The organism is Sutcliffiella sp. NPDC057660 (assembly GCF_042800035.1).
Lineage (GTDB): Bacteria > Bacillota > Bacilli > Bacillales > Bacillaceae_I > Sutcliffiella_A.
Map to the genome: position 1 here is coordinate 71,367 of NZ_JBHVHV010000001.1, position 20,258 is coordinate 91,624.

Annotated in this window: 20 protein-coding genes; 1 reads left to right on the top strand and 19 read right to left on the bottom strand. The window is 47.9% G+C overall.

Going from position 1 to position 20,258, the window contains the following annotated elements:
* Positions 1–571 precede the first annotated feature (571 nt).
* The 17 genes from hisIE to ACFVAD_RS00440 all read right to left on the bottom strand — a co-directional run bounded on the left by hisIE (position 572) and on the right by ACFVAD_RS00440 (position 13,813).
* Positions 572–1,216 carry a bifunctional phosphoribosyl-AMP cyclohydrolase/phosphoribosyl-ATP diphosphatase HisIE gene (hisIE, locus tag ACFVAD_RS00360; protein WP_386634678.1) on the bottom strand — a complete coding sequence of 215 codons (645 nt, stop codon included), beginning with the start codon at positions 1,214–1,216 and terminating at the stop codon, positions 572–574.
* Positions 1,213–1,971: an imidazole glycerol phosphate synthase subunit HisF gene (hisF, locus tag ACFVAD_RS00365; RefSeq protein ID WP_386634681.1), complete on the bottom strand. Its 759-nt coding sequence runs from the start codon at positions 1,969–1,971 to the stop codon at positions 1,213–1,215. The genes hisIE and hisF overlap by 4 nt, the downstream gene beginning before the upstream one ends.
* Positions 1,972–1,973: 2 nt before the next feature.
* Complete coding sequence (gene hisA / locus ACFVAD_RS00370) at positions 1,974–2,702, bottom strand: 1-(5-phosphoribosyl)-5-[(5-phosphoribosylamino)methylideneamino]imidazole-4-carboxamide isomerase (RefSeq protein WP_386634684.1); 729 nt, start codon at positions 2,700–2,702, stop codon at positions 1,974–1,976.
* Positions 2,703–3,335, bottom strand: coding sequence for an imidazole glycerol phosphate synthase subunit HisH (hisH, locus tag ACFVAD_RS00375; RefSeq protein ID WP_386634687.1), 633 nt, complete (start codon positions 3,333–3,335; stop codon positions 2,703–2,705).
* Position 3,336: 1 nt separating this feature from the next.
* Complete coding sequence (hisB, locus tag ACFVAD_RS00380) at positions 3,337–3,924, bottom strand: imidazoleglycerol-phosphate dehydratase HisB (protein ID WP_386634691.1); 588 nt, start codon at positions 3,922–3,924, stop codon at positions 3,337–3,339.
* On the bottom strand, positions 3,924–5,204 hold the full coding sequence (gene hisD, locus ACFVAD_RS00385) for a histidinol dehydrogenase (protein ID WP_386634694.1): 1,281 nt from the start codon (positions 5,202–5,204) through the stop codon (positions 3,924–3,926). The genes hisB and hisD overlap by 1 nt, the downstream gene beginning before the upstream one ends.
* A 4-nt stretch (positions 5,205–5,208) precedes the next feature.
* A complete protein-coding gene (hisG, locus tag ACFVAD_RS00390; RefSeq protein ID WP_386634697.1) occupies positions 5,209–5,838 on the bottom strand; it encodes an ATP phosphoribosyltransferase in 630 nt (209 codons plus the stop codon).
* Positions 5,835–7,019: an ATP phosphoribosyltransferase regulatory subunit gene (locus tag ACFVAD_RS00395; RefSeq protein ID WP_386634699.1), complete on the bottom strand. Its 1,185-nt coding sequence runs from the start codon at positions 7,017–7,019 to the stop codon at positions 5,835–5,837. The genes hisG and ACFVAD_RS00395 overlap by 4 nt, the downstream gene beginning before the upstream one ends.
* Before the next feature lie 571 nt (positions 7,020–7,590).
* Positions 7,591–8,103 (bottom strand): acyltransferase, encoded by a 513-nt coding sequence (locus tag ACFVAD_RS00400; RefSeq protein WP_386634702.1) that lies wholly within the window; start codon positions 8,101–8,103, stop codon positions 7,591–7,593.
* Positions 8,096–8,746, bottom strand: coding sequence for a pyrophosphatase PpaX (ppaX, locus tag ACFVAD_RS00405; protein WP_386634705.1), 651 nt, complete (start codon positions 8,744–8,746; stop codon positions 8,096–8,098). The genes ACFVAD_RS00400 and ppaX overlap by 8 nt, the downstream gene beginning before the upstream one ends.
* Entirely contained in the window at positions 8,736–9,653 is a 918-nt protein-coding gene (locus ACFVAD_RS00410; RefSeq protein WP_386635345.1) for a nucleoside recognition domain-containing protein, read from the bottom strand. The genes ppaX and ACFVAD_RS00410 overlap by 11 nt, the downstream gene beginning before the upstream one ends.
* An 86-nt stretch (positions 9,654–9,739) precedes the next feature.
* On the bottom strand, positions 9,740–10,564 hold the full coding sequence (lgt, locus tag ACFVAD_RS00415) for a prolipoprotein diacylglyceryl transferase (RefSeq protein ID WP_386634708.1): 825 nt from the start codon (positions 10,562–10,564) through the stop codon (positions 9,740–9,742).
* Positions 10,565–10,584: 20 nt separating this feature from the next.
* The gene (gene hprK / locus ACFVAD_RS00420) at positions 10,585–11,520 is read right to left on the bottom strand and encodes an HPr(Ser) kinase/phosphatase (protein WP_386634711.1); all 936 of its coding nucleotides are present in this window, start codon (positions 11,518–11,520) and stop codon (positions 10,585–10,587) included.
* 154 nt (positions 11,521–11,674) lie between these two features.
* Entirely contained in the window at positions 11,675–12,037 is a 363-nt protein-coding gene (locus ACFVAD_RS00425) for a phage holin family protein (protein WP_386634713.1), read from the bottom strand.
* A complete protein-coding gene (locus ACFVAD_RS00430) occupies positions 12,034–12,240 on the bottom strand; it encodes a PspC domain-containing protein (protein WP_386634716.1) in 207 nt (68 codons plus the stop codon). The genes ACFVAD_RS00425 and ACFVAD_RS00430 overlap by 4 nt, the downstream gene beginning before the upstream one ends.
* A gap of 1 nt (position 12,241) precedes the next feature.
* Positions 12,242–13,444 (bottom strand): DUF4097 family beta strand repeat-containing protein, encoded by a 1,203-nt coding sequence (locus ACFVAD_RS00435; protein WP_386634719.1) that lies wholly within the window; start codon positions 13,442–13,444, stop codon positions 12,242–12,244.
* 66 nt (positions 13,445–13,510) lie between these two features.
* Complete coding sequence (locus tag ACFVAD_RS00440; RefSeq protein ID WP_386634722.1) at positions 13,511–13,813, bottom strand: magnetosome magnetite crystal formation protein family; 303 nt, start codon at positions 13,811–13,813, stop codon at positions 13,511–13,513.
* A gap of 919 nt (positions 13,814–14,732) precedes the next feature.
* On the opposite strand from ACFVAD_RS00440, the gene ACFVAD_RS00445 reads away from it, so the two are divergent.
* Positions 14,733–15,143 carry a hypothetical protein gene (locus ACFVAD_RS00445; protein WP_386634725.1) on the top strand — a complete coding sequence of 137 codons (411 nt, stop codon included), beginning with the start codon at positions 14,733–14,735 and terminating at the stop codon, positions 15,141–15,143.
* Between the two features lie 111 nt (positions 15,144–15,254).
* Here the strand turns inward: ACFVAD_RS00445 and uvrA are convergent, their stop codons facing one another.
* Both uvrA and uvrB read right to left on the bottom strand, forming a co-directional pair.
* Positions 15,255–18,131, bottom strand: coding sequence for an excinuclease ABC subunit UvrA (gene uvrA / locus ACFVAD_RS00450; RefSeq protein ID WP_386634727.1), 2,877 nt, complete (start codon positions 18,129–18,131; stop codon positions 15,255–15,257).
* Between the two features lie 7 nt (positions 18,132–18,138).
* Positions 18,139–20,115 (bottom strand): excinuclease ABC subunit UvrB, encoded by a 1,977-nt coding sequence (gene uvrB, locus ACFVAD_RS00455; RefSeq protein WP_386634730.1) that lies wholly within the window; start codon positions 20,113–20,115, stop codon positions 18,139–18,141.
* Between the last annotated feature and the right edge of the window lie 143 nt (positions 20,116–20,258).

Genomic DNA, 20,258 nt, shown 5'->3' on the forward strand with positions numbered 1-20,258 from the left:
AAGCGCCCCCAGCGCTTCGCTCCCCTACACCACGCAAACCTCCCCCTCCAAAACAAACTAAACAAAACCCAACCCCTCCACGATTTCGTCCCCTAAATATCCGACGGCCGCCTGGGGCCTGACCCCCAAAACCACACCAACGCTTCAAACCAAACAACCTAAGCGCACCCCACCAACTCCACGACCACACCCCTCAGGGTCTGGCCCCGGTCTTAAGCATCCCTCCCCAACAAAAAATCCAAAACCGCCAAACAACCCCAACCCAATTAGCCAAAGCGCCCCCAGCGCTTCGCTCCCCTACACCACGCAAACCTCCCCCTCCAAAACAAACTAAACAAAACCCAACCCCTCCACGATTTCGTCCCCTATAAATCCGACGGCCGCCTGGGGCCTGACCCCCAAAACCACACCAACGCTTCAAACCAAACAACCTAAGCGCACCCCACCAATTCCACGACCACACCACTCGGGGTCTGGCCCCGGTCTTAAGCATCCCTCCCCAACAAAAAATCCGGAGCACAAAAAAAGCGCCCCCCAGCACCCTCTCAGCTGCCAGAAAAACACTCCCACATCACTTACTCTTCGTATGCCGCTCCTCCAAAACCGCCAGCACCTCATCCAAACGCACATCCTGCTCCCTCAGCAGCACCATTAAATGAAACATCAAATCAGCAGCTTCCCAAGTAAGCTCCTCCTTATCACGGTTTTTCGCTGCAATGATCACCTCGGCTGCCTCTTCCCCAACCTTCTTCAAAATCTTATCCACACCCTCTTCAAACAGGTAAGTGGTATAGGACCCTTCAGGCATCTGCTGCTGTCTTTCTTCTATTAAACGTTCCAAAGTCGAAAGTATCCCTAATCCCGAACCGCCGGCCACCGCACTGTCCTTCAGCATAACCTCATGAAAACATGTATCCTCGCCCTTATGGCAAGCCGGCCCATTCGGCTCCACAAGTACAAGAACGGCATCCTGATCACAGTCATAGCGCATTTCAATCACCTTCTGCGTATTGCCTGAAGTGGCCCCCTTATGCCAAAGCTCACCCCGTGACCGACTCCAAAACCAGGTTTCGCGGGTCTCCACAGTTTTCACAAGCGACTCTCCATTCATATAGGCAAGCGTCAACACTTCGCGACTTCTGACATCCTGTACGATACACGGCACAAGGCCCTTCTCATCAAAGCGCACCGCTTCCAGATTAATTTCCACACTCATCGAACAAGCACCCCCTTCTCTTTTAAAAATGATTTCACTTCACGGACTGACGTTTCTTTATAGTGGAAGATGGATGCAGCAAGCGCCGCATCCGCCGCACCTTCTTCAAAAGCATCAAGAAAATGAACCGCCTCACCGGCTCCACCGGACGCAATGACCGGTACGCTAACGGCCGAGCTGACCGCTTTTGTCAAAGCAAGATTGAAGCCTTTTTTCTCGCCATCGCTATCCATGCTTGTCAACAGGATCTCCCCGGCTCCCAGGTGCACCGCTTCCTTCGCCCAGGCAACCACTTCCCATTCCGTCTCCCGGCGGCCGCCATGTGTATAGACTCGCCAGCTTCCAAGGTCCACATCAAACCTAGCATCAATCGCAACCACGATACACTGCGAGCCAAAATAATCACTGCCCGCTTGAATGAGCGTCGGATTCAGCAAGGCTGCAGTATTCAGGGAAACCTTATCCGCTCCTGCACGCAGAAGCCGTTTCATATCCTCGATCGTATTGATCCCGCCTCCGACAGTAAAAGGAATCGCAAGCTTAGCAGCAACCTGCTCGACCACTTCGACCATCGTTTCCCGACCTTCATGGGAGGCTGAAATATCCAGAAACACCAGCTCATCGGCACCTTCTTCATCATAGAAAGCCGCAAGCTCCACCGGATCGCCCGCATCTCTTAACTCTACAAACTGGACCCCTTTTACCACACGTCCTTCTTTTACATCCAAACAAGGTATGATTCGCTTAGTCAGCATTGTCACTTCACCTCTTCTATCGCATCAGCAAGTGAAATTTTATTCGTATAAATCGCCTTACCGACAATAGCTCCTACTACACCACGCCCAGCGAACTCTCTTAGCACCTGCAGATCGACCATTGAACTTACTCCGCCTGACGCAATGACCGATGCACCAGTCACACTTGCCAACTCTGCTGTGGCACCCACATTTGGTCCGGAAAGCATGCCGTCTGTTGCAATATCGGTAAAAATGAAGGTTTTTGCGCCAGCCTCTGCAAGCTCAAGTCCTAGAACTGTCGCTTTTACTGTGGAAGTTTCCACCCAGCCTTCTGTGGCAACATAGCCATCCTTCGCATCCAGGCCGATTGCGATCTTTTCTCCATGGCGCGCCAGCATTTCTTTTACAAAGGAAGGATTATTGATTGCTGCACTTCCCAAGATAACGCGGTCCACACCTTGTGATAAATAGAACTCAACGTCTTCAGCACTGCGTATGCCGCCACCAATCTGCACCTTCGCCGGAAGCTCACGTGCAACCTGCAAAACAAACGAATGATTCACAGGAGCTCCAGCCTTAGCCCCATCAAGATCCACCATATGTATCCATTCAGCACCCTGTTCCACAAAGCTTTTCGCCATCTCAAAAGGGGAATCGCCATACACCGTCTCCTTACTATAGTCACCCTGCAGCAACCGCACGCATTTCCCGCCACGCATATCGATTGCCGGATAGATAGTAAATGTCATCTATTTCTCCCCCTTTTCCGTCAAGCCTACAAAATTCTTGAGAATCGCAAGACCAGCGTCACTACTTTTCTCTGGGTGGAACTGTGTGCCGAACACATTTCCTCTTCCTACTACAGCCGGCACCTGCACGTTATAGCTGCTGCTTGCCAGCAATTCATCCGAGACAAAACCAGTCACATAATAGGAATGGACAAAATAGACAAAATCATCGTCAAGTCCCTCCAAAAGCGGAGACTCCTGGTGAAAGTCCAGCTTGTTCCATCCCATATGGGGAACTTTGTAGCTCTCACCACTTGGAGTCACCCCAGGAAAACGAACGACCCTGCCTTCGAGCAGACCGAGTCCTTCCGTTACACCGTTTTCCTCACTTTCCCCATACAAGAGCTGCATGCCAAGACAGATTCCAAGCAGCATTTTACCACGATTCACTTCATCTAAAATAAACTTGTCGAGCTCTGTCTCTTTTAAAATAGCCATCGCATCGCGGAAAGATCCCACTCCCGGCAGAATCAAGCTATCCACCTTTTCAAGAACTTCTTGCTCCGAGGAGATGACATATGGTACATCCATCCGTTCCAGCGCCTTGCTCACACTATACAAATTTCCCATTCCGTAGTCGATGATGCCGATCATTCTATAACATTCCTTTCGTGGAAGGCACTCCTTTTACACGGGGATCGATAGTGGTCGCTTCGTCCAGGGCACGTCCCAATGCTTTAAAAATCGCTTCTATGATGTGGTGTGTATTGCTACCGTAATGCACGATCACATGCAGGTTCATCCTTGCCTCCAACGCCAGCTTCCACAGAAATTCATGCACAAGCTCCGTATCGAATGTTCCGACCTTTTGGCTTGGGAACTCCGCCCTGATTTCAAGATGTGGACGGTTGCTCAAATCCACAACCACCTGGGCCAAAGCTTCATCCATTGGGACAAATGCATTGCCATAGCGTTTTATCCCCATCTTATCCCCAAGTGCATTTTTCAGCGCCTGGCCGAGGCAGATTCCGATGTCCTCTGTTGTGTGATGATCATCGATATCCACATCCCCGTTTGCCACGAGATCCAGGTTGAACTGGCCATGCTTGGTGAACAGGTCCAGCATATGTGTCATGAAAGGGACCGGTGTTTCAAGCTTTGCAGCTCCTTCTCCATCTATCGTAAAAGATAAATCTATCTGTGTTTCTTTTGTATTCCGCTCGATGCTTGCTGTTCTTGTCATCAGAATTCCCCTCGCTTCTTAAATCTCGCTTCCACTGCACGTGCATGCGCCTCAAGACCTTCCAATCTTGCAAACGCTGCAATTTTATCCACATTATCCTCAAGCGCCTGTTGACTATACATGATGATGCTCGACTTTTTCACAAATTCATCCACAGATAATCCACTGGAGAACCGCGCCGTCCCATTTGTCGGAAGTACGTGATTCGGGCCTGCAAAATAATCCCCAACAGGCTCTGAGCTGTATCTTCCCAGGAAAATCGCACCTGCATGCTTGATAAAAGGCAGCAGGTTCATCGGTTCTTTTGTCATCACTTCCAGATGCTCCGGCGCCAACTCATTGACCACCCGGAGCGCTTCCTCCATCGACTCTGTCACATAGATGGCCCCAAATTCGTTGATTGAAGCCCGAGCAATCTCTTCCCTTGGCAAATTGGACAGCTGCTTTTCCACTTCCAGCGCCACACGCTCCGCAAGTTCTCCACAGGTTGTCACCAAGACACAGGAGGCACGCTCATCATGCTCCGCCTGTGATAGCAAATCCGCTGCCACTTCATGGGCATTTGCCGTTTCATCTGCCAGTACGACAATCTCACTTGGGCCGGCGATGCTGTCGATATCCACAAGTCCATACACTTCTTTTTTTGCAAGCGCCACAAAGATATTCCCGGGTCCGACGATTTTATCCACAGGCCTTACCGTTTCTGTACCGTAGGCAAGGGCTGCAACCGCCTGTGCCCCGCCGACTTTATAGATTTCATCCACACCGAGGATATCTGCAGCCACGAGGACACCTGCCGGAACAGTTCCATCAGCAGCCGGAGGCGTCACCATCGCAATTCGCTCCACTCCGGCAACCTGCGCCGGAATAACGTTCATCAGCACTGAGGACGGGTATGCCGCCTTTCCGCCTGGAACATAGACGCCCACAGCATCAAGCGCGGTCACCTTCTGACCTAGAATCGTTCCATCCTCTTTTGTGGATAACCACGATTGCCTGACCTGCTTTTCATGGTACTCGCGGATATTCGCTGCCGCCTCCTGGATCACCACGTTGATGGATGTCGGAAAAGCTTCATATGCCTGGATGATCTCCTCTTTAGTCACCAGCAGGCTATCCAGCTTCGCGCCATCCCACTTTTCCGTGTAGGATAACAGCGCAGCATCGCCTTTTGTACGTACTGCCTCTATGACTTCCAATACCGCTTTCCGCTGCTCTTCCGTTCCCTGATCAAGCGAGCGGCGCAGTGATATGCTCTCTTCTATTCTCTTTATTTTCATGGAGCTAGACCTCCTCTACCACTTGCGCCAATCTATCCACAAGCTCATCTATTTGCTGGTCCTTCAAGCGATAACTCACAGGATTAACAATCAACCTGGACGTGATATCCACAATCCGTTCAAATTCCACCAATCCGTTCTCTTTTAAAGTCCGACCTGTGGATACAATATCCACAATCCGGTCGGAAAGGCCAATCATCGGGGCAAGCTCTATCGAACCGTTCAATTTCACAATCTCCACCTGCTCCCCCTGTTCACGGAAATAACGGGAGGCGATGCCGGGATATTTGGTGGCAATCTTCGGCGCTACATCCTGCATTTCTGTACCAGGCAGTCCCGCAACAGCCAGATAACAGTGGCTAATTTTCAAATCAAGCACCTCGTAGACATCCCGCTCCTCCTCGAGCATGACATCCTTTCCAGCGATTCCGACATCAGCCACTCCATGCTCGACGTATGTCGTCACATCCATCGGCTTGGCCAGGATAAAGCGCATGTTCTCAGCCGGTACATCGATAATCAGCTTTCTGGAATCATCCAGATCAGGAGGAATCTCGTAACCGGCCTTCACTAGGAGTGCTGCCGCTTCTTCAAAAATCCTGCCCTTTGGCATCGCAATTGTCAGTACGCTCATGATTCATTCCCCTTTCTGGCTTTTCCGAGAAAAAAGGTCACCTCATGAAAGGAGCCTGTGCATGCATCGACATTTTCCACACCACTGATATCCTGCAGCACCACCCGCTCACCCTCTTCCCTTTTCATTCTCGCAAACTCGATCGCTTCTTCCCGCCGCTCCTGGCTGAAAAGAACACCATGTATTGCAGCGGTCGCCTTTTTCATATCCTTCGCCTCTAAAAGACGATCAAGATGGATTCCGAATCCGGTGGCGGACTTATCCCGGTCAAATTTTTGGAAAAGCTGATCATAGCGTCCGCCGTTCCCGATCGGAAACCCGATATTTCCCGCATAGGCCTCAAATACAATCCCAGTGTAATAGCTCATATGGCTGACGATATTCAGATCCAGCTTTACAAAATCCTGAACACCATAGGCTTCAAGCATCGTCCATAACTGCTCCAGCTCTTCAACCGCTTTTCTACCAGCTTCGCCTTCCACAATCTCTTTTGCAGACTGAATCTGCGTGGAATTTCCACGAAAGGTCAAAAGCGACAGTAGGCGCTTTTTATCTATCGAGGATAACGGCAAGCCTTTCACATGCTCACGATACCCCACATAATTTTTCTCATATAAAAATCTTCTTAATGTCGCTGCACGTTCTTCATTCCCGACAATATCAAGGAAAATCTCTTGAAGAAAGCCGACATGCCCGATCGCTATCGTAAAGGTGGATAGTCCGACCTTCTTTAAAAGGGAAACCATCAAGGCAATCATTTCTGCGTCCGCACTGATTGACCGGTCCCCGATGCATTCCACTCCGATCTGCTCGAACTCTGCAGGTCTTCCTGCCTCATTCTGCTGGGCACGGAATACATTCGCTGAATACGCCAAGCGCAACGGGTAGCCTTCATTGACTAGTCTTGAAGCCGCCACCCTCGCAATCGGTGCCGTCATGTCAGGACGCAGTACCAATGTATGTCCCTGCTGATCAAGCAATTTAAAAAGCTGTTGATCTAAAATCGCAGAAGCCTCACCGACCGTATCATAATATTCCAAGGTCGGAGTCTCCATAAACTGATAGCCCCATTGATTGATACCCGTCGTCATCGTATCCTTGACCATTTTCTTCGGTTCATATAATGAAGGGAGCGTATCCCGCATTCCCAGTGGTTTTTCAAACATAAACAGTTTTGACATCTGGCAGCCCGCCTTTTGCTGAAATGATAAATTGTAGAATAAATTCCAAATCCTTTAGTTCGCTAATATGGTAACATACTAACAAATTGATGATTGATGGTCAAGTGTTAAGTGGTGAGTTGGGTATGTAGGAATTCTATGAGGTGGATATATGCTGTTACGGCTCCTATACCCTATTATGACTAAAAAAAGACACTCTATCCTAGAGGTTGGAGGGTTGGAGAGCATTACTACCATAACAATGAAGTGCCAATTTGCTCCTAGGCTGAACTTATCTTTTTATATTGTTGATGATGGACTTTTTGCCTGCCGATCAGTGCAAAAAGGGCTTTCATCAGGCTTATGTTGGACCTTTTGCCTGACAATCTGGGCAAAAAGGGCTTTCATCAAGCTTATGATGGACCTTTTGCTCTATCTTTTTCGTGATTTGCCCCTTCATCGCCTCTAGGAAGACTTTTTGCCATCCTTTTCGATTAATAGACTTTCCATAACCCCTCTTCTTACACAAGGTTTTTCACCACACAAAAAAACAGCCCACCCATAATATTGAGTGGACTGCATTAAATCTACCTTACATTTTCAACCGCTCCGCCATCTCTTCCTTCGTATAGATGACGCTCATTGGGTTGCCGCCGACGAAGACGCCAGGCGCAACATCCTTATGTACGAGGGTACCGGCGGAAACGATGGCACCGTCTCCTATCGTGACACCAGGCAGGATGGTGGTGTTTGCACCGATCATGACCTCGCTGCCGATCTCGACATCTCCAAGGCGGTATTCCTTTACAAGATATTCATGGGCGAGAATCGTCGTATTGTATCCAATCACCGTATTACGGCCCACGCTTATTTTCTCCGGGAACATCACATCAAGCATCACCATCAGCGCAAATGAAGTCTGATCGCCGACCTTCATTCCGAGAAAAGTGCGATACAGCCAATTTTTCATTCCGAGAAATGGTGAATACCTCGCAAGCTGAATGACGGCGAAATTTTTCACGACTTTTAAAAAGGGAACCGTTTTGTACACATGCCAAAGGGAATTTGCACCTTCCACCGGATAACGGGTCGTCCTTCTACTCACCCTTTGTCACTCCAACGAGCGGAAGGATGTCTTCCATATGTGTGAGTACATAATCCGGCTCAAATTGCTGCAGGTACTCCACGCCTTTGATGGTCCAGCTTACAGCAGCCGTTTTCGTTCCGGCATTTTTACCAGCAAGGATATCGTGATAGTTGTCTCCCACCATGATTGCCTCTTCAGGAGTGGATCCAAGCTGTTGCAGGGCAAGATGGATCGGCTCCGGGTCTGGCTTGGCATTCGTTACATCATCCAGACAGACCACCACATCAAAGAAAGCATCCAGTCCGGTCAATTTTAATCCCATCACGACCGTTCCACGCATTTTTGTTGTGACGATGCCGAGCTTCAGCCCTTTTTGATGAAGGAGCTTCACTGTGTCATAGACACCTTCGAACTCCTTGACCAATTCATCATGCTTGGTCATATTGAATGTACGATAGTGGGTGATCATTTCCTCCACTCGCGCTTCATCCATTTTGACGAAAGTGTCATAGAGAGGCGGCCCAAGGAACGTGAGGATATCTTCACGCTGGTACTGGTCCGGATAGTAGTGGTTCAAGGTGTGTAAAAAGGACTCAATGATCAAGTCATTCGTATCGATCAATGTTCCATCTAAATCAAACAATAAGGTGTTAATGCTCATAGGTTGCTTCCTTTCTTTTTGAAACTTCGATTCTCTTCCAGATGAATGCTACGGCAATTGTTAATAGTATAGCCGTAACAAGGCGGATCACAAGCAATGGCCAGACAGGAATGCCAAGCGGAATGAAGATCAATGTATCCTCCACAACGGCATGGCAGGCAACAAGGAAAATAAAAGCCAGGGTCAGGTCCTTTTTGCTTACATTATCCTCTTTTACAGCCTGGATCATCACTCCTGCACCATAGGCAAGACCAATCGTCAAACCGGCAACCATTGTCGTTGCGGTATTTTCCTTCATGCCAAGCAATTTCATAAAAGGGGCCATCCATTTCGAAAAGACGGCGAGCCAGCCCAATTCCTTCATATATTGCACAAGAATCATCAATGGTATGACGATGATGGCAAGCTGCACGATACCCATCATGCCGCGTTGCACCGCATCAAAAATTATTGGAAAGAATCCCGACACAGCCTGCTCGGACTTTGAAACCAGGCCGTATTGTGCCTGCTCCTGACCGCCGTTCCATGCAAGGTTGATGATGATTCCGGAGAATATCGCCAAGCCGAGGCGGACGATGAGAATCACCCAGATCTTCAAGCCCACTTTCGCCGCTACCGTCGATTCCACCAGGAGATTATGGGAGAATGACAGCATAATCGCCAATATGAACACTTCTTTTACAGTAAGGTCCAATGTCAGGATGGCACCGATCCCGGCATATAAATTAAGAAAGTTCCCAATGACAAGGGGAATAGCCGCTTCTCCGGACAGTCCGAAAATCCCCATCAATGGCGCAATCGCTTCTATGATAAATTGCAAAATCGGGGTATGCTGCAAAATCCCCACAATCAATGTAACCGGAAAAATCACTTTACCTAAGGTCCAGGTCGTCTTCAGACCGACCATGAGACCTCGTTTGAACGTCTCTAGCAAGGCGCTCCCCTCCCCTTTGTAACACAAGCCGTACCATATGCGGGGGCCGTTTATCTTTTTTATGAAGCAGTATCTGTATCTAAATATTTCTTATTGGCAAGCCCAGTCATGCGGCGCACCACAATCAGGCCGATAGCAAGCAATACAAGTGCGATGGAGATGACCTGCGCAATACGCAGACCTTCCGTCAGCATCAAACTGTCGGTACGCATTCCTTCCACAAAGTAGCGTCCGATGGAATACCAAATCACATAGCTCAAGAACAGTTCTCCTCGGCGCAGGTTCACCCGGCGCAGAAGCAGCAGTAATCCAAAGCCGACGAAATTCCAGATTGATTCATAGAGGAACGTCGGATGGTAATAGGTTCCATTGATATACATCTGATCGATGATGAATTGCGGCAGATGTAGTCCCTCTAGGAATCCGCGTGTTACTTCTCCTCCGTGAGCTTCCTGGTTCATAAAATTACCCCAGCGTCCTATTGCCTGGCCAAGGATGATACTTGGTGCTCCAATGTCAGCAAGCTTCCAGAATGAGATTCCACGTACTTTTGCAAAAACAACGCCGGTTGCAATGGCACCGATCAAGCCACCATGGATGGCAAGTCCGCCTTCCCAGATTTTGATGATTTCACCCGGGTTGGCACCGTAATAATCCCATTGGAAAATAACATAATAGAGTCGAGCACAAATGATGGCAATCGGTATCGCAAAGAGCACTAAATCAACAAAAATATCTTTATTCAATCCACGGCGTTCAGATTCACGCATGGCAATCCAAAGTCCCAGCAACGCACCGGTTCCAATGATCGCCCCATACCAGTAGATGGTGATGGGCCAGCTGATTAATATCGGATCCAACGGCTGAATGTTACCCATTAACATTTCTTCCACACTCCCATAATTTAAATATCCTCATGTTCCCCTTCATCGATAACACCGGATAACCGGTTCGAGAACTGTTCAGCCGCATTCATGCCCATACGCTTCAGGCGGAAGTTCATCGCCGCTACCTCAATGATGACTGCCAAGTTTCGTCCAGGACGAACCGGCACCGTCAATTTTGTCACCTCGGAATCGATGATCTTCATCTTTTCCTCTTCCAGTCCTAGACGGTCATATTGCTTGTTTTTATCCCATAGCTCAAGATTGATAACAAGCGTAATGCGTTTATAGCTGCGTACAGCCCCAGCTCCGAACAGGGTCATCACATTGATGATACCCAGCCCGCGAATCTCCAGCAGATGCTCAATCAGCTCCGGTGAATTCCCGATGAGCGTATCTGTATCCTCCTGGCGGATCTCTACGCAATCATCAGCAACAAGACGATGGCCTCTTTTTACAAGCTCGAGCGCCGTTTCACTTTTACCCACACCACTCTTCCCGGTTATCAGGACGCCGAGACCATAAATGTCGACCAGCACACCATGCACCGCAGTTGTTGGAGCAAGCTTTCCTTCCAGATAATTCGTCAAGTGGGAAGAAAGACGCGTCGTTTTCATAGAGGAACGCATCAAAGGGACACTTTCCCTTTCTGCCGCTTCCACCAATTCCTGCGGCACTTCCATATCACGCGAGATAATGATGCCAGGCGTAATATCCGTGCAGAGCTGATCCATTCGATTCTTTTTCTCAGTAGGTGTCAGCTGATCAAGAAAAGAAAGCTCCGTTTTTCCCAATAGCTGAATTCTTTCTGCAGGATAATAAGTGAAATAACCTGCTATCTCAATACCAGGCCTGGAAATATCACTTGTCGCGATGGGACGGTTGATCCCTTCTTCACCCGCAAGCAATTCAAAATTAAACTTTTCCATTAGATCCTTTGTCCGAACTTTTGGCAAGGCCAAAACCTCCTTAGCTATATAAAAAACCTTATTTCTATATGTAAAAAACAACCTGTTCCCATTTTAGCACTTTTTGACTTTATTATTAAGCGGAGAAACTTATCGCAGGAAAATAAAAAGCCCCGAAGTGTGGATTCCGGGCTTTGATTACCTATTTCTTTTTATCCTGCAACGGTTCGACAATTGCTTTCTGTATCAATAGATTCAATATCGAGATGACAATCGCCGCTAAAATCGCTGTGCCGAAGCCGTCGATATCGAACGCATCCCCCATCAGGGTAGCGGTCAGCATGAGGGTGATGGCGTTAATGACAAACAGGAACAGACCGAGCGACAAAATGGTAACCGGCAAAGTAAGGAGCACCAGTATCGGCCTTACGATTGTATTCAGAACTGCAAGTATCAAGCTCGCAATGATAGCCGCTCCGACCCCGCTCAAGTAGAAGGAATCGAAGTAGCCGGATACGACAATAAGGACTAGCGCATTAACTAATATGCTTGCGGCCCATTTCATGACCGCATTTCACCTTCATCATTCGGCATCAGGAATACGAGCACAAAGTAGGTGATAAGCAGTGGAACAAAGCCTGTCGGGAACAGGGCAATGACGAAGATGACACGTAACAGTGTCGCATCGATTCCCATGTAGTTGGCAAGTCCCCCAAGTACACCCGCAAGTTTTCTATCATATTTGGAACGAATAAGATTTTTCTTCAATTTATTTCACCTCAAACGGTTTTATGGAGATAGATCCAGTCGTTGTCTCCGCCAAAATATGCGTGAGCGCTGTATCTTCTTTTTTGACTTTAAAGTGCATGGCTTTCTGCACCACTTCATTTTTCTCTTCCACAACATCCATTCCCGGCATTTCACATGTAAATCCGCCAAGATTGGTCTTCAATTCCGCCTCTATACTGTTTGTCGTCGGCAGGTATAGGTCGATGCTGCCGGTCTTTGTTTTCGCCATCACGGAGCGGACGGAGTCCCCAGTCAGTTCACCGGTTACATTTCCGTTAAAACTCTGGATATCCAGCTTCTCAATGTCTCCTTTAACAAAGACCTTTCCATTGATAGTTTCGGCTTCAAGTTCCCGGCTGTTGCAATCAATCAGCTTGATATGTCCGTTTGCCGTTTCCACTTCCATGTCGGAGCTTGTTGCGCGGTCAATCATAATCGAACCATTTGCTGATTTCAGCTTCATCGTCGTTACATGTAGACCTTCCCCTTCAATTCGGCCATTAAACATGCGCACATGCAGGTTATGGTACTCGGTCTCCGGGATGTAGACCGTTGCGTCCACTTTCAACTGCTTCTTCTGAACGGAAAAACGAAGCTTTCCAGATTCGATTGAAAACAGCACTTCCGATAAAAATGCTTTGCGGGCGTCATCCTGTGTCTCCACTTCGTAGACTTTCGCCTCACACTCGATCTTTACGTCCTTCTCTTTCCATGGCACTATCTTCACATTTCCATTTGCCACATCTATATCAATGTCCTGCAGATAAACATCGGACTGTTGGAAAATGTGCTGGATGGAAGTAGACGGCCCAAAATTGAAATCAAGGTCAAGGTCCTTGATTTTCTGCAAGGCGCTTCCTACAAAATCCAGGATATTATTTTTAAAAGAGGAAGCCTGCTTGCTGTAGGAGGAGTAGTCTTTCTTCGTTTTCTGCTTCTCGCCCTCCTGTGAACTTGAACCATACCCGGTCTTAGAAAAAATCTTGGATGATAATGCTGCAAAAATATCATTCTCCGCTTCTTGCGAGGCTTTGGCATTTTTCGTCCACTCAGTGACAATCTCGTCATTTTTCAATTCTTTTTCCTGGCTGTTCTTTTCCAGACTCTCTAATAGAATAATTGCTTCTTCTGCCGTCAGCTTTCCTTCTTCCACCAGCTTCAAAATACGTTTACGCTCTTCCATTCTCTCTTCCTCCTTTAGTATATCCATTCAGAATTCTTTGTATTAGTTGGGCAATCAGTTACCCTTTTACGATTCTTTTAAAAGTTGAATTCCTTTAACAATATTCCAAACTGTAGTTCCTATTACCAAAACAGCACCAATAATAATCAGTACTATGAACCATAATACCGCTGCCTGGTCCATTACAAAACCGAATGCAAAAAGAGGGACGACAATCAGAGGCAGCAGATGTGAGAGCAGTGATGCCATCGCATGCCCCTTCACCTCCTGTTCATCCGCTATAAAATACACCACAAGCGGCAGCAAAAACGGTGCAAAAAACAAACTGAAGTAGCATAACGCCGACAAAACCTTATTATTCTTTCCCAAGACGGCCACCTCCCTTCCCTTTCCAAGACCCGACATTAATAACCCGCCAGGATCCCAACTACCTACTAATACGCATACCCTACCCCAAAAGTTTCACACTTTCTGTAAAGCTCATTTGATACAGAAAATTTGTAAAGATTGTTGCTTGAAAAAGGGGGTTATTTTGTAAACTTGTTAAACACCCCTATTAATTTCCACTCCAGGGGTTCGCTTTCCGCGGGCGGCCTCGGGAGCCTCCTCGGCGCTAGTGCGCCTGCGGGGTCTCCCTTGACACGCTGCTCCCGCAGGACAAGGAAGGCTCCGGCAGCGATACATCGCACGCAGAAAATGCTTGCATTTTCAAGGAGTCTCACCCCTTGCGCTCCAACCAATAGGGGGAAAGTAAAAGAACAAATCTTACTGTAATAATAGCAACAAAGTATGATAAAAGAGGTTTTTAAAACATTTAAACCTTGAAGGGATGTACTGGTAGTAAAAATCCAGCACCCTATTTCAGAAAACGCTTTGTCTCTTATTCTCTATCTTTAATTTCTTACTATGTTCATTGTCGCATAATTCCCTGCATTAGGGGTCAGACCCCAGCAGTATTCTTGCTCCCTATCTACTACGTCTAGAGGCTTACATTAAATCAAATTTGTTAAAGACCTAAATTGGTTATTACGTAGTCCAGCTGTTGATTGGAGCAATAGGCGAAGACTCCTGCGGGAGACGGCGGTAGGCTGGAGACCCCACAGGGCAAAGCCCGAGGAGGCTCCAGCACCGCCCCTTGGGTCGCTGCGCCTAGTGCGGAAATCAACAGCGGTGTTCAATGTTGCAATAAAATTAACCCTTCAGTTTTAGGTCACACCATTGGAATGGTATAATGGAGAATAATAGTTGGGTATAGTGGGTAGTAAGTAGGATAGAAGGAGTGATGAGTATGTTTGATTTTGTAATGGAGCATTTATTAACGATTATAATCGTACTGGTTGTCTTATTTGTAGTAATCCCCTTCCTAAAAAGCGTGCTGTCAAAGCTGTTAATCATAGGTCTGGTATTGGTAGGACTGGTGTTCTTCGGAATTCTTGGCCCTGACTTCACGGAGTCCTCCACCAATTACGTGGAAAATACGATCCGACCTGTCGTGACCAACGAAATCGACAAAGCGGATTTCACCTATGATGAAGAAACCAAGGAATATATCGTGCAGAGCGCCTCTTTTCATCTGAAAGGGAAACTCAACGAAAATACTGGCGAAGTACGTTTCAAGGATAAAACTTACGAAATGGATGTCCGCTTTCTGAAGGACATCATCGAGAAAAAAGTGGAAGAGGAACAGGCTAAAGAATAGTCATCAACAACCGCCAGACGAAAGTACGTATAATAGTAAAATAGAAAAAAGGGCTGGAAGCTTTGACGGATTATCCATCAAAGTTCCAGCCCTTTTGTTATGTTTTAGATCTTAACCTTTACTTACCGTTTCCACTTCACGAACCTTCTGTTCCATGCGGTCACGATCACGGAGAAGCACCGGTCTCAAGTATTGTCCGGTATAGGAAGCTTCCACTTCGATGATTTCCTCCGGGGTACCTGTTGCAATAATGGTACCACCTTTGTCGCCACCTTCAGGTCCAAGGTCGATCATGTAGTCGACCGCTTTGATGACGTCCAGGTTATGCTCGATGACAAGAACCGTATCCCCGTTCTCCACCAATCGCTGAAGAACCTTGAGCAGTCTCGCAATATCGTCCACATGAAGACCTGTGGTAGGCTCATCCAGGATATAGAGAGAACGGCCGGTAGATCTGCGGTGCAGTTCAGAAGCCAGCTTCACACGCTGTGCTTCTCCCCCGGAAAGGGTCGTTGCAGGCTGCCCCAGGGTGATATAGCCCAGTCCCACATCAAAGACCGTTTGCAGCTTGCGCTTGATTTTCGGGATGTTCTCAAAGAAGCTGACTGCATCTTCCACCGTCATCTCCAGGATATCGGCAATGTTCTTTCCTTTATATTGGACCTCCAATGTTTCACGGTTGTAACGCTTTCCATGGCACACTTCACAAGGTACATAAACATCCGGAAGGAAATGCATCTCGATTTTGATGATTCCATCTCCACGGCACGCCTCACAGCGCCCGCCTTTTACGTTAAAGCTGAAGCGCCCCTTTTTATAGCCGCGTACCTTCGCCTCATTCGTGGAGGCAAACACATCACGGATATCATCGAACACGCCAGTATAGGTTGCAGGATTGGACCTCGGTGTACGCCCGATTGGAGACTGATCGATATCAATCACCTTGTCGAGATGTTCCACCCCTTTGATTTCCTTATGCTCCCCAGGCTTTGTTTTCGCATTATGCAATCGCTGGGCCAATGACTTGTGGAGAATATCATTGATGAGCGTACTTTTTCCTGACCCTGATACCCCTGTTACAGCAACAAAGCAGCCAAGCGGAATTTTCACAGAAACATTGCTCAAGTTGTTTTCATTCGCACCGACTATTTCAAGGAAGCGATCCTTGACCACTATTCTTTCGGTCGGCAGCGGAATGAACTTCTTCCCGGACAGATATTTTCCTGTCAAGGAATGAGGATCGTTCATCACCTCTTCAGGTGTACCCGCAGAGACGATATTCCCTCCATGTACGCCAGCTCCAGGTCCGATATCAATCAGATAGTCAGCCGCGATCATCGTGTCCTCGTCATGCTCCACCACTATCAAGGTATTTCCGATATCTCGCATGTTTTTCAGCGTCTGGATGAGGCGGTCGTTGTCTCGTTGATGCAATCCGATGGAAGGCTCATCGAGGATATAGAGAACGCCAGTTAGCCTCGAACCGATCTGGGTAGCCAGTCGGATACGTTGCGCTTCCCCCCCTGACAGTGTTCCAGCTGCCCGGCTGAGTGAAAGGTAATCCAAGCCGACATTGTTCAGAAAGCCTAATCGCTCACAGATTTCACGCAGAATCATGTTGGCGATTTTCTTTTCCTTTTCGGTGAGATCCATATTTTCAAAGAATTCAATAGCCTCCACGATGGAAAAGTTGGTTACATTTCCGATATGGAGTTTGTTTATTAGAACGGACAAGCTCTCGATTTTCAGGCGGAACCCTTTACAGCTAGGGCATGGCTGCTGCGCCATGTACTTTTCCATCTGCTCGCGGATGTAATCGGAGCTTGTTTCCTTGTAGCGGCGTTCCACATTCGGAATAACGCCTTCAAAACGGATATAGCTTTCACGAACCTGACCAAAATCGTTTTCATAGCGGAAATAGACTTCATCTTTTCCACTGCCATATAGGATTTTGTCGAGCAGATGATCCGGTATTTCACTTACTGGCACATCCATATCGATGCCATAATGGTTGCAGACCGCCTGCAGCATTTGAGGGTAATATTGAGAGCTCGTAGGCTCCCAAGGCGCAAGGGCATGCTCTTTTAATGTGAGTCGTTTATTCGGCAGGACCAGGTCCACATCGACTTCGAGTTTCGTACCAAGCCCATCACACTTCTGGCAGGCGCCATAAGGGCTGTTGAAGGAGAACATTCTCGGCTCAAGCTCCCCGATTGAGAAACCGCATTGCGGGCAGGCATGATGCTCGCTGAACAGCAGTTCCTCTTCTCCCATCACATCGACAATGACCTTGCCGTCACCTAGGCGCAACGCAGTTTCCAACGAATCGGAAAGACGCGTTGCCACACCTTCTTTTACGACAATACGGTCGATGACCACTTCGATGGAATGCTTCTTATTTTTTTCCAACTCTATTTCATCCGTTACCTCGACCATTTCCCCATTAACACGAACACGGACATAGCCCTGTTTCTTGATGTCTTCGAGCGTCTTCACATGCGTCCCTTTACGCCCTTGCACAACTGGCGCCAGGATTTGCAGCTTTGTCCGTTCCGGGTATTCCAGGATTCGGTCCACCATCTGCTCGATGGTCTGTGAAGAGATTTCAATTCCATGCTTCGGACAAGTTGGACGCCCCACCCGCGCGAAAAGCAGACGCAGATAGTCATAGATTTCCGTAACCGTACCTACAGTCGAACGCGGATTGCGGCTTGTCGTCTTCTGGTCGATGGAGATCGCAGGCGAGAGGCCTTCAATTGCATCCACATCCGGCTTATCCATCTGTCCTAAAAACTGGCGTGCATACGCTGACAGGGATTCCACATATCTCCGCTGCCCTTCTGCATAAATCGTATCAAACGCAAGGGACGATTTCCCTGAACCTGAAAGACCCGTCAAAACGACAAGCTTATCCCGTGGGATTGTCACATCGATATTTTTTAAGTTATGGGCTCTGGCCCCTTTCACTACTATCTTATCCATTGCCATTCTTCCGTCATCCTTCCGCTTTTAGCTCTAAGATGAGATCACGAAGCTCGGCAGCCCGTTCGAAATCGAGTGCTTTTGCGGCGTCCTTCATCTCCTGCTCCATACCTTCTATGAGCTTTGCTCGCTCTTTTTTGTTTTTTGGTCGTAGTATTGCCTTTGTATCATATTCCCCTTGATTCTCGGCCGCAAAAGTGGCTTTGATAACATCGCGAACCTTCTTCTGGATCGTGGTCGGGGTAATGCCATGCTCGAGGTTGTACGCTTCCTGTATTTCACGGCGGCGCTTCGTTTCACTTAACGCGATCTCCATGGATTTTGTTACTTTATCGGCGTACATGATAACCTGACCGTTGGAGTTACGCGCAGCGCGTCCGATTGTCTGAATGAGGGAACGCTCCGAACGGAGGAAGCCCTCTTTGTCTGCATCCAGAATGGTGACAAGGGAGACCTCCGGAATATCGAGACCTTCCCTTAATAGGTTGATTCCCACCAGTACATCATATTTTCCAAGGCGGAGCTCACGGATGATTTCGATCCGCTCCAAGGTTTTTATTTCAGAATGGAGATAGGCAACCTTGATGCCGAGCTCCTTCAGGTAAGCTGTCAGATCCTCGGACATCTTTTTCGTAAGGGTCGTTACAAGTACTCTTTCATCCTTTTCCACCCGTTTATGGATTTCGCCGATCAGGTCATCAATCTGACCTTTGATTGGACGGACCTCTATCGTAGGATCCAATAGGCCTGTCGGGCGGATGATCTGCTGGATCATTTCCGGTGTATGCTCTATTTCATAAGGTCCCGGTGTAGCGGAAACATAGACGATTTGACTTGTTTTTTCTTCAAACTCTTCAAATCTTAATGGACGGTTATCCTTTGCGGACGGCAGACGGAAGCCATGATCCACAAGCACCTGCTTTCTCGCCTGGTCCCCATTGAACATTCCCCTGATCTGCGGAATCGTCACATGAGACTCATCCACGACAAGCAAAAAGTCTTTCGGAAAGAAGTCGATCAAGGTGTATGGAGTCGAGCCGGCCGGTCTTAATGTCAAATGCCTGGAGTAGTTCTCGATGCCGGAGCAGAAGCCCATCTCGGCCATCATTTCCAGGTCATAACGGGTGCGCTGCTCAAGCCGCTGCGCTTCCAGGAGCTTGTTGTTTTCCCGGAGCTCCACCAGACGCTCTTCCAGTTCAGCCTGTATATTCACGATCGCTTTTTTCATTTTTTCTTCACGGGTTACGAAGTGGGACGCCGGGAAAATGGAGACATGATTACGGTCTCCAAGTATTTCGCCTGTGAGGGCATCCACTTCACGGATGCGGTCGATTTCATCCCCAAAGAACTCCACGCGGATACAATGTTCATCGCGGGAGGCCGGGAAAATCTCCACTACATCGCCTCTTACACGGAAAGTTCCACGCTTAAAATCAATATCGTTGCGGGCATATTGAATGTCTACAAGATCGCGAAGCAGGGCGTTGCGTTCCTTTTCCATGCCTGTTCTTAATGAAACAACAAGGTCGCGGTATTCTTCCGGTGACCCTAACCCGTAGATGCACGATACACTGGCGATAATGATAACATCCTGCCGTTCAAAAAGGGACGCTGTCGCCGAGTGGCGGAGCTTATCGATTTCGTCGTTGATACTCGCATCCTTTTCGATGAAGGTATCTGTGGAGGGCACATAGGCCTCCGGCTGGTAGTAGTCATAGTAGCTGACAAAATACTCTACTGCATTGTTCGGGAAAAATTCCTTGAACTCACTATATAACTGCCCTGCTAACGTTTTGTTATGGGCAATGATCAACGTTGGCTTGTTCACTTCTTTTATGACATTGGACACTGTGAAGGTTTTTCCTGTTCCAGTTGCCCCAAGCAAGGTCTGATGCTTCTTGCCGGCATTCAGCCCTTCCACAATCTGACGGATGGCCTCGGGCTGGTCCCCGTCCGGCTTATATCCTGACACTAGTTCAAACTGATCCATCTACACAGCCTCCATTTCCGTTCTGAACTTCTACCAATATTCTACCACAAAGCAACCCCAAAACAACAAAAATACGAACTGACATTCGTTTATTTTTAATTCATGATGCCATCCTTGTTGATATTAGGCTCTTATTCTATTAT

Excerpts from the sequence above, each read along its gene's own strand:
- hisIE (WP_386634678.1), bottom strand. The coding sequence starts at position 1,216 with ATGAGTGTGGAAATTAATCTGGAAGCGGTGCGCTTTGATGAGAAGGGC.
- hisF (WP_386634681.1), bottom strand. The coding sequence starts at position 1,971 with ATGCTGACTAAGCGAATCATACCTTGTTTGGATGTAAAAGAAGGACGT.
- hisA (WP_386634684.1), bottom strand. The coding sequence starts at position 2,702 with ATGACATTTACTATCTATCCGGCAATCGATATGCGTGGCGGGAAATGC.
- hisH (WP_386634687.1), bottom strand. The coding sequence starts at position 3,335 with ATGATCGGCATCATCGACTACGGAATGGGAAATTTGTATAGTGTGAGC.
- hisB (WP_386634691.1), bottom strand. The coding sequence starts at position 3,924 with ATGACAAGAACAGCAAGCATCGAGCGGAATACAAAAGAAACACAGATA.
- hisD (WP_386634694.1), bottom strand. The coding sequence starts at position 5,204 with ATGAAAATAAAGAGAATAGAAGAGAGCATATCACTGCGCCGCTCGCTT.
- hisG (WP_386634697.1), bottom strand. The coding sequence starts at position 5,838 with ATGAGCGTACTGACAATTGCGATGCCAAAGGGCAGGATTTTTGAAGAA.
- ACFVAD_RS00395 (WP_386634699.1), bottom strand. The coding sequence starts at position 7,019 with ATGTCAAAACTGTTTATGTTTGAAAAACCACTGGGAATGCGGGATACG.
- ppaX (WP_386634705.1), bottom strand. The coding sequence starts at position 8,746 with ATGAGCATTAACACCTTATTGTTTGATTTAGATGGAACATTGATCGAT.
- ACFVAD_RS00410 (WP_386635345.1), bottom strand. The coding sequence starts at position 9,653 with ATGGTCGGTCTGAAGACGACCTGGACCTTAGGTAAAGTGATTTTTCCG.
- lgt (WP_386634708.1), bottom strand. The coding sequence starts at position 10,564 with ATGTTAATGGGTAACATTCAGCCGTTGGATCCGATATTAATCAGCTGG.
- ACFVAD_RS00425 (WP_386634713.1), bottom strand. The coding sequence starts at position 12,037 with ATGAAATGGGCCGCAAGCATATTAGTTAATGCGCTAGTCCTTATTGTC.
- ACFVAD_RS00435 (WP_386634719.1), bottom strand. The coding sequence starts at position 13,444 with ATGGAAGAGCGTAAACGTATTTTGAAGCTGGTGGAAGAAGGAAAGCTG.
- ACFVAD_RS00445 (WP_386634725.1), top strand. The coding sequence starts at position 14,733 with ATGTTTGATTTTGTAATGGAGCATTTATTAACGATTATAATCGTACTG.
- uvrA (WP_386634727.1), bottom strand. The coding sequence starts at position 18,131 with ATGGCAATGGATAAGATAGTAGTGAAAGGGGCCAGAGCCCATAACTTA.
- uvrB (WP_386634730.1), bottom strand. The coding sequence starts at position 20,115 with ATGGATCAGTTTGAACTAGTGTCAGGATATAAGCCGGACGGGGACCAG.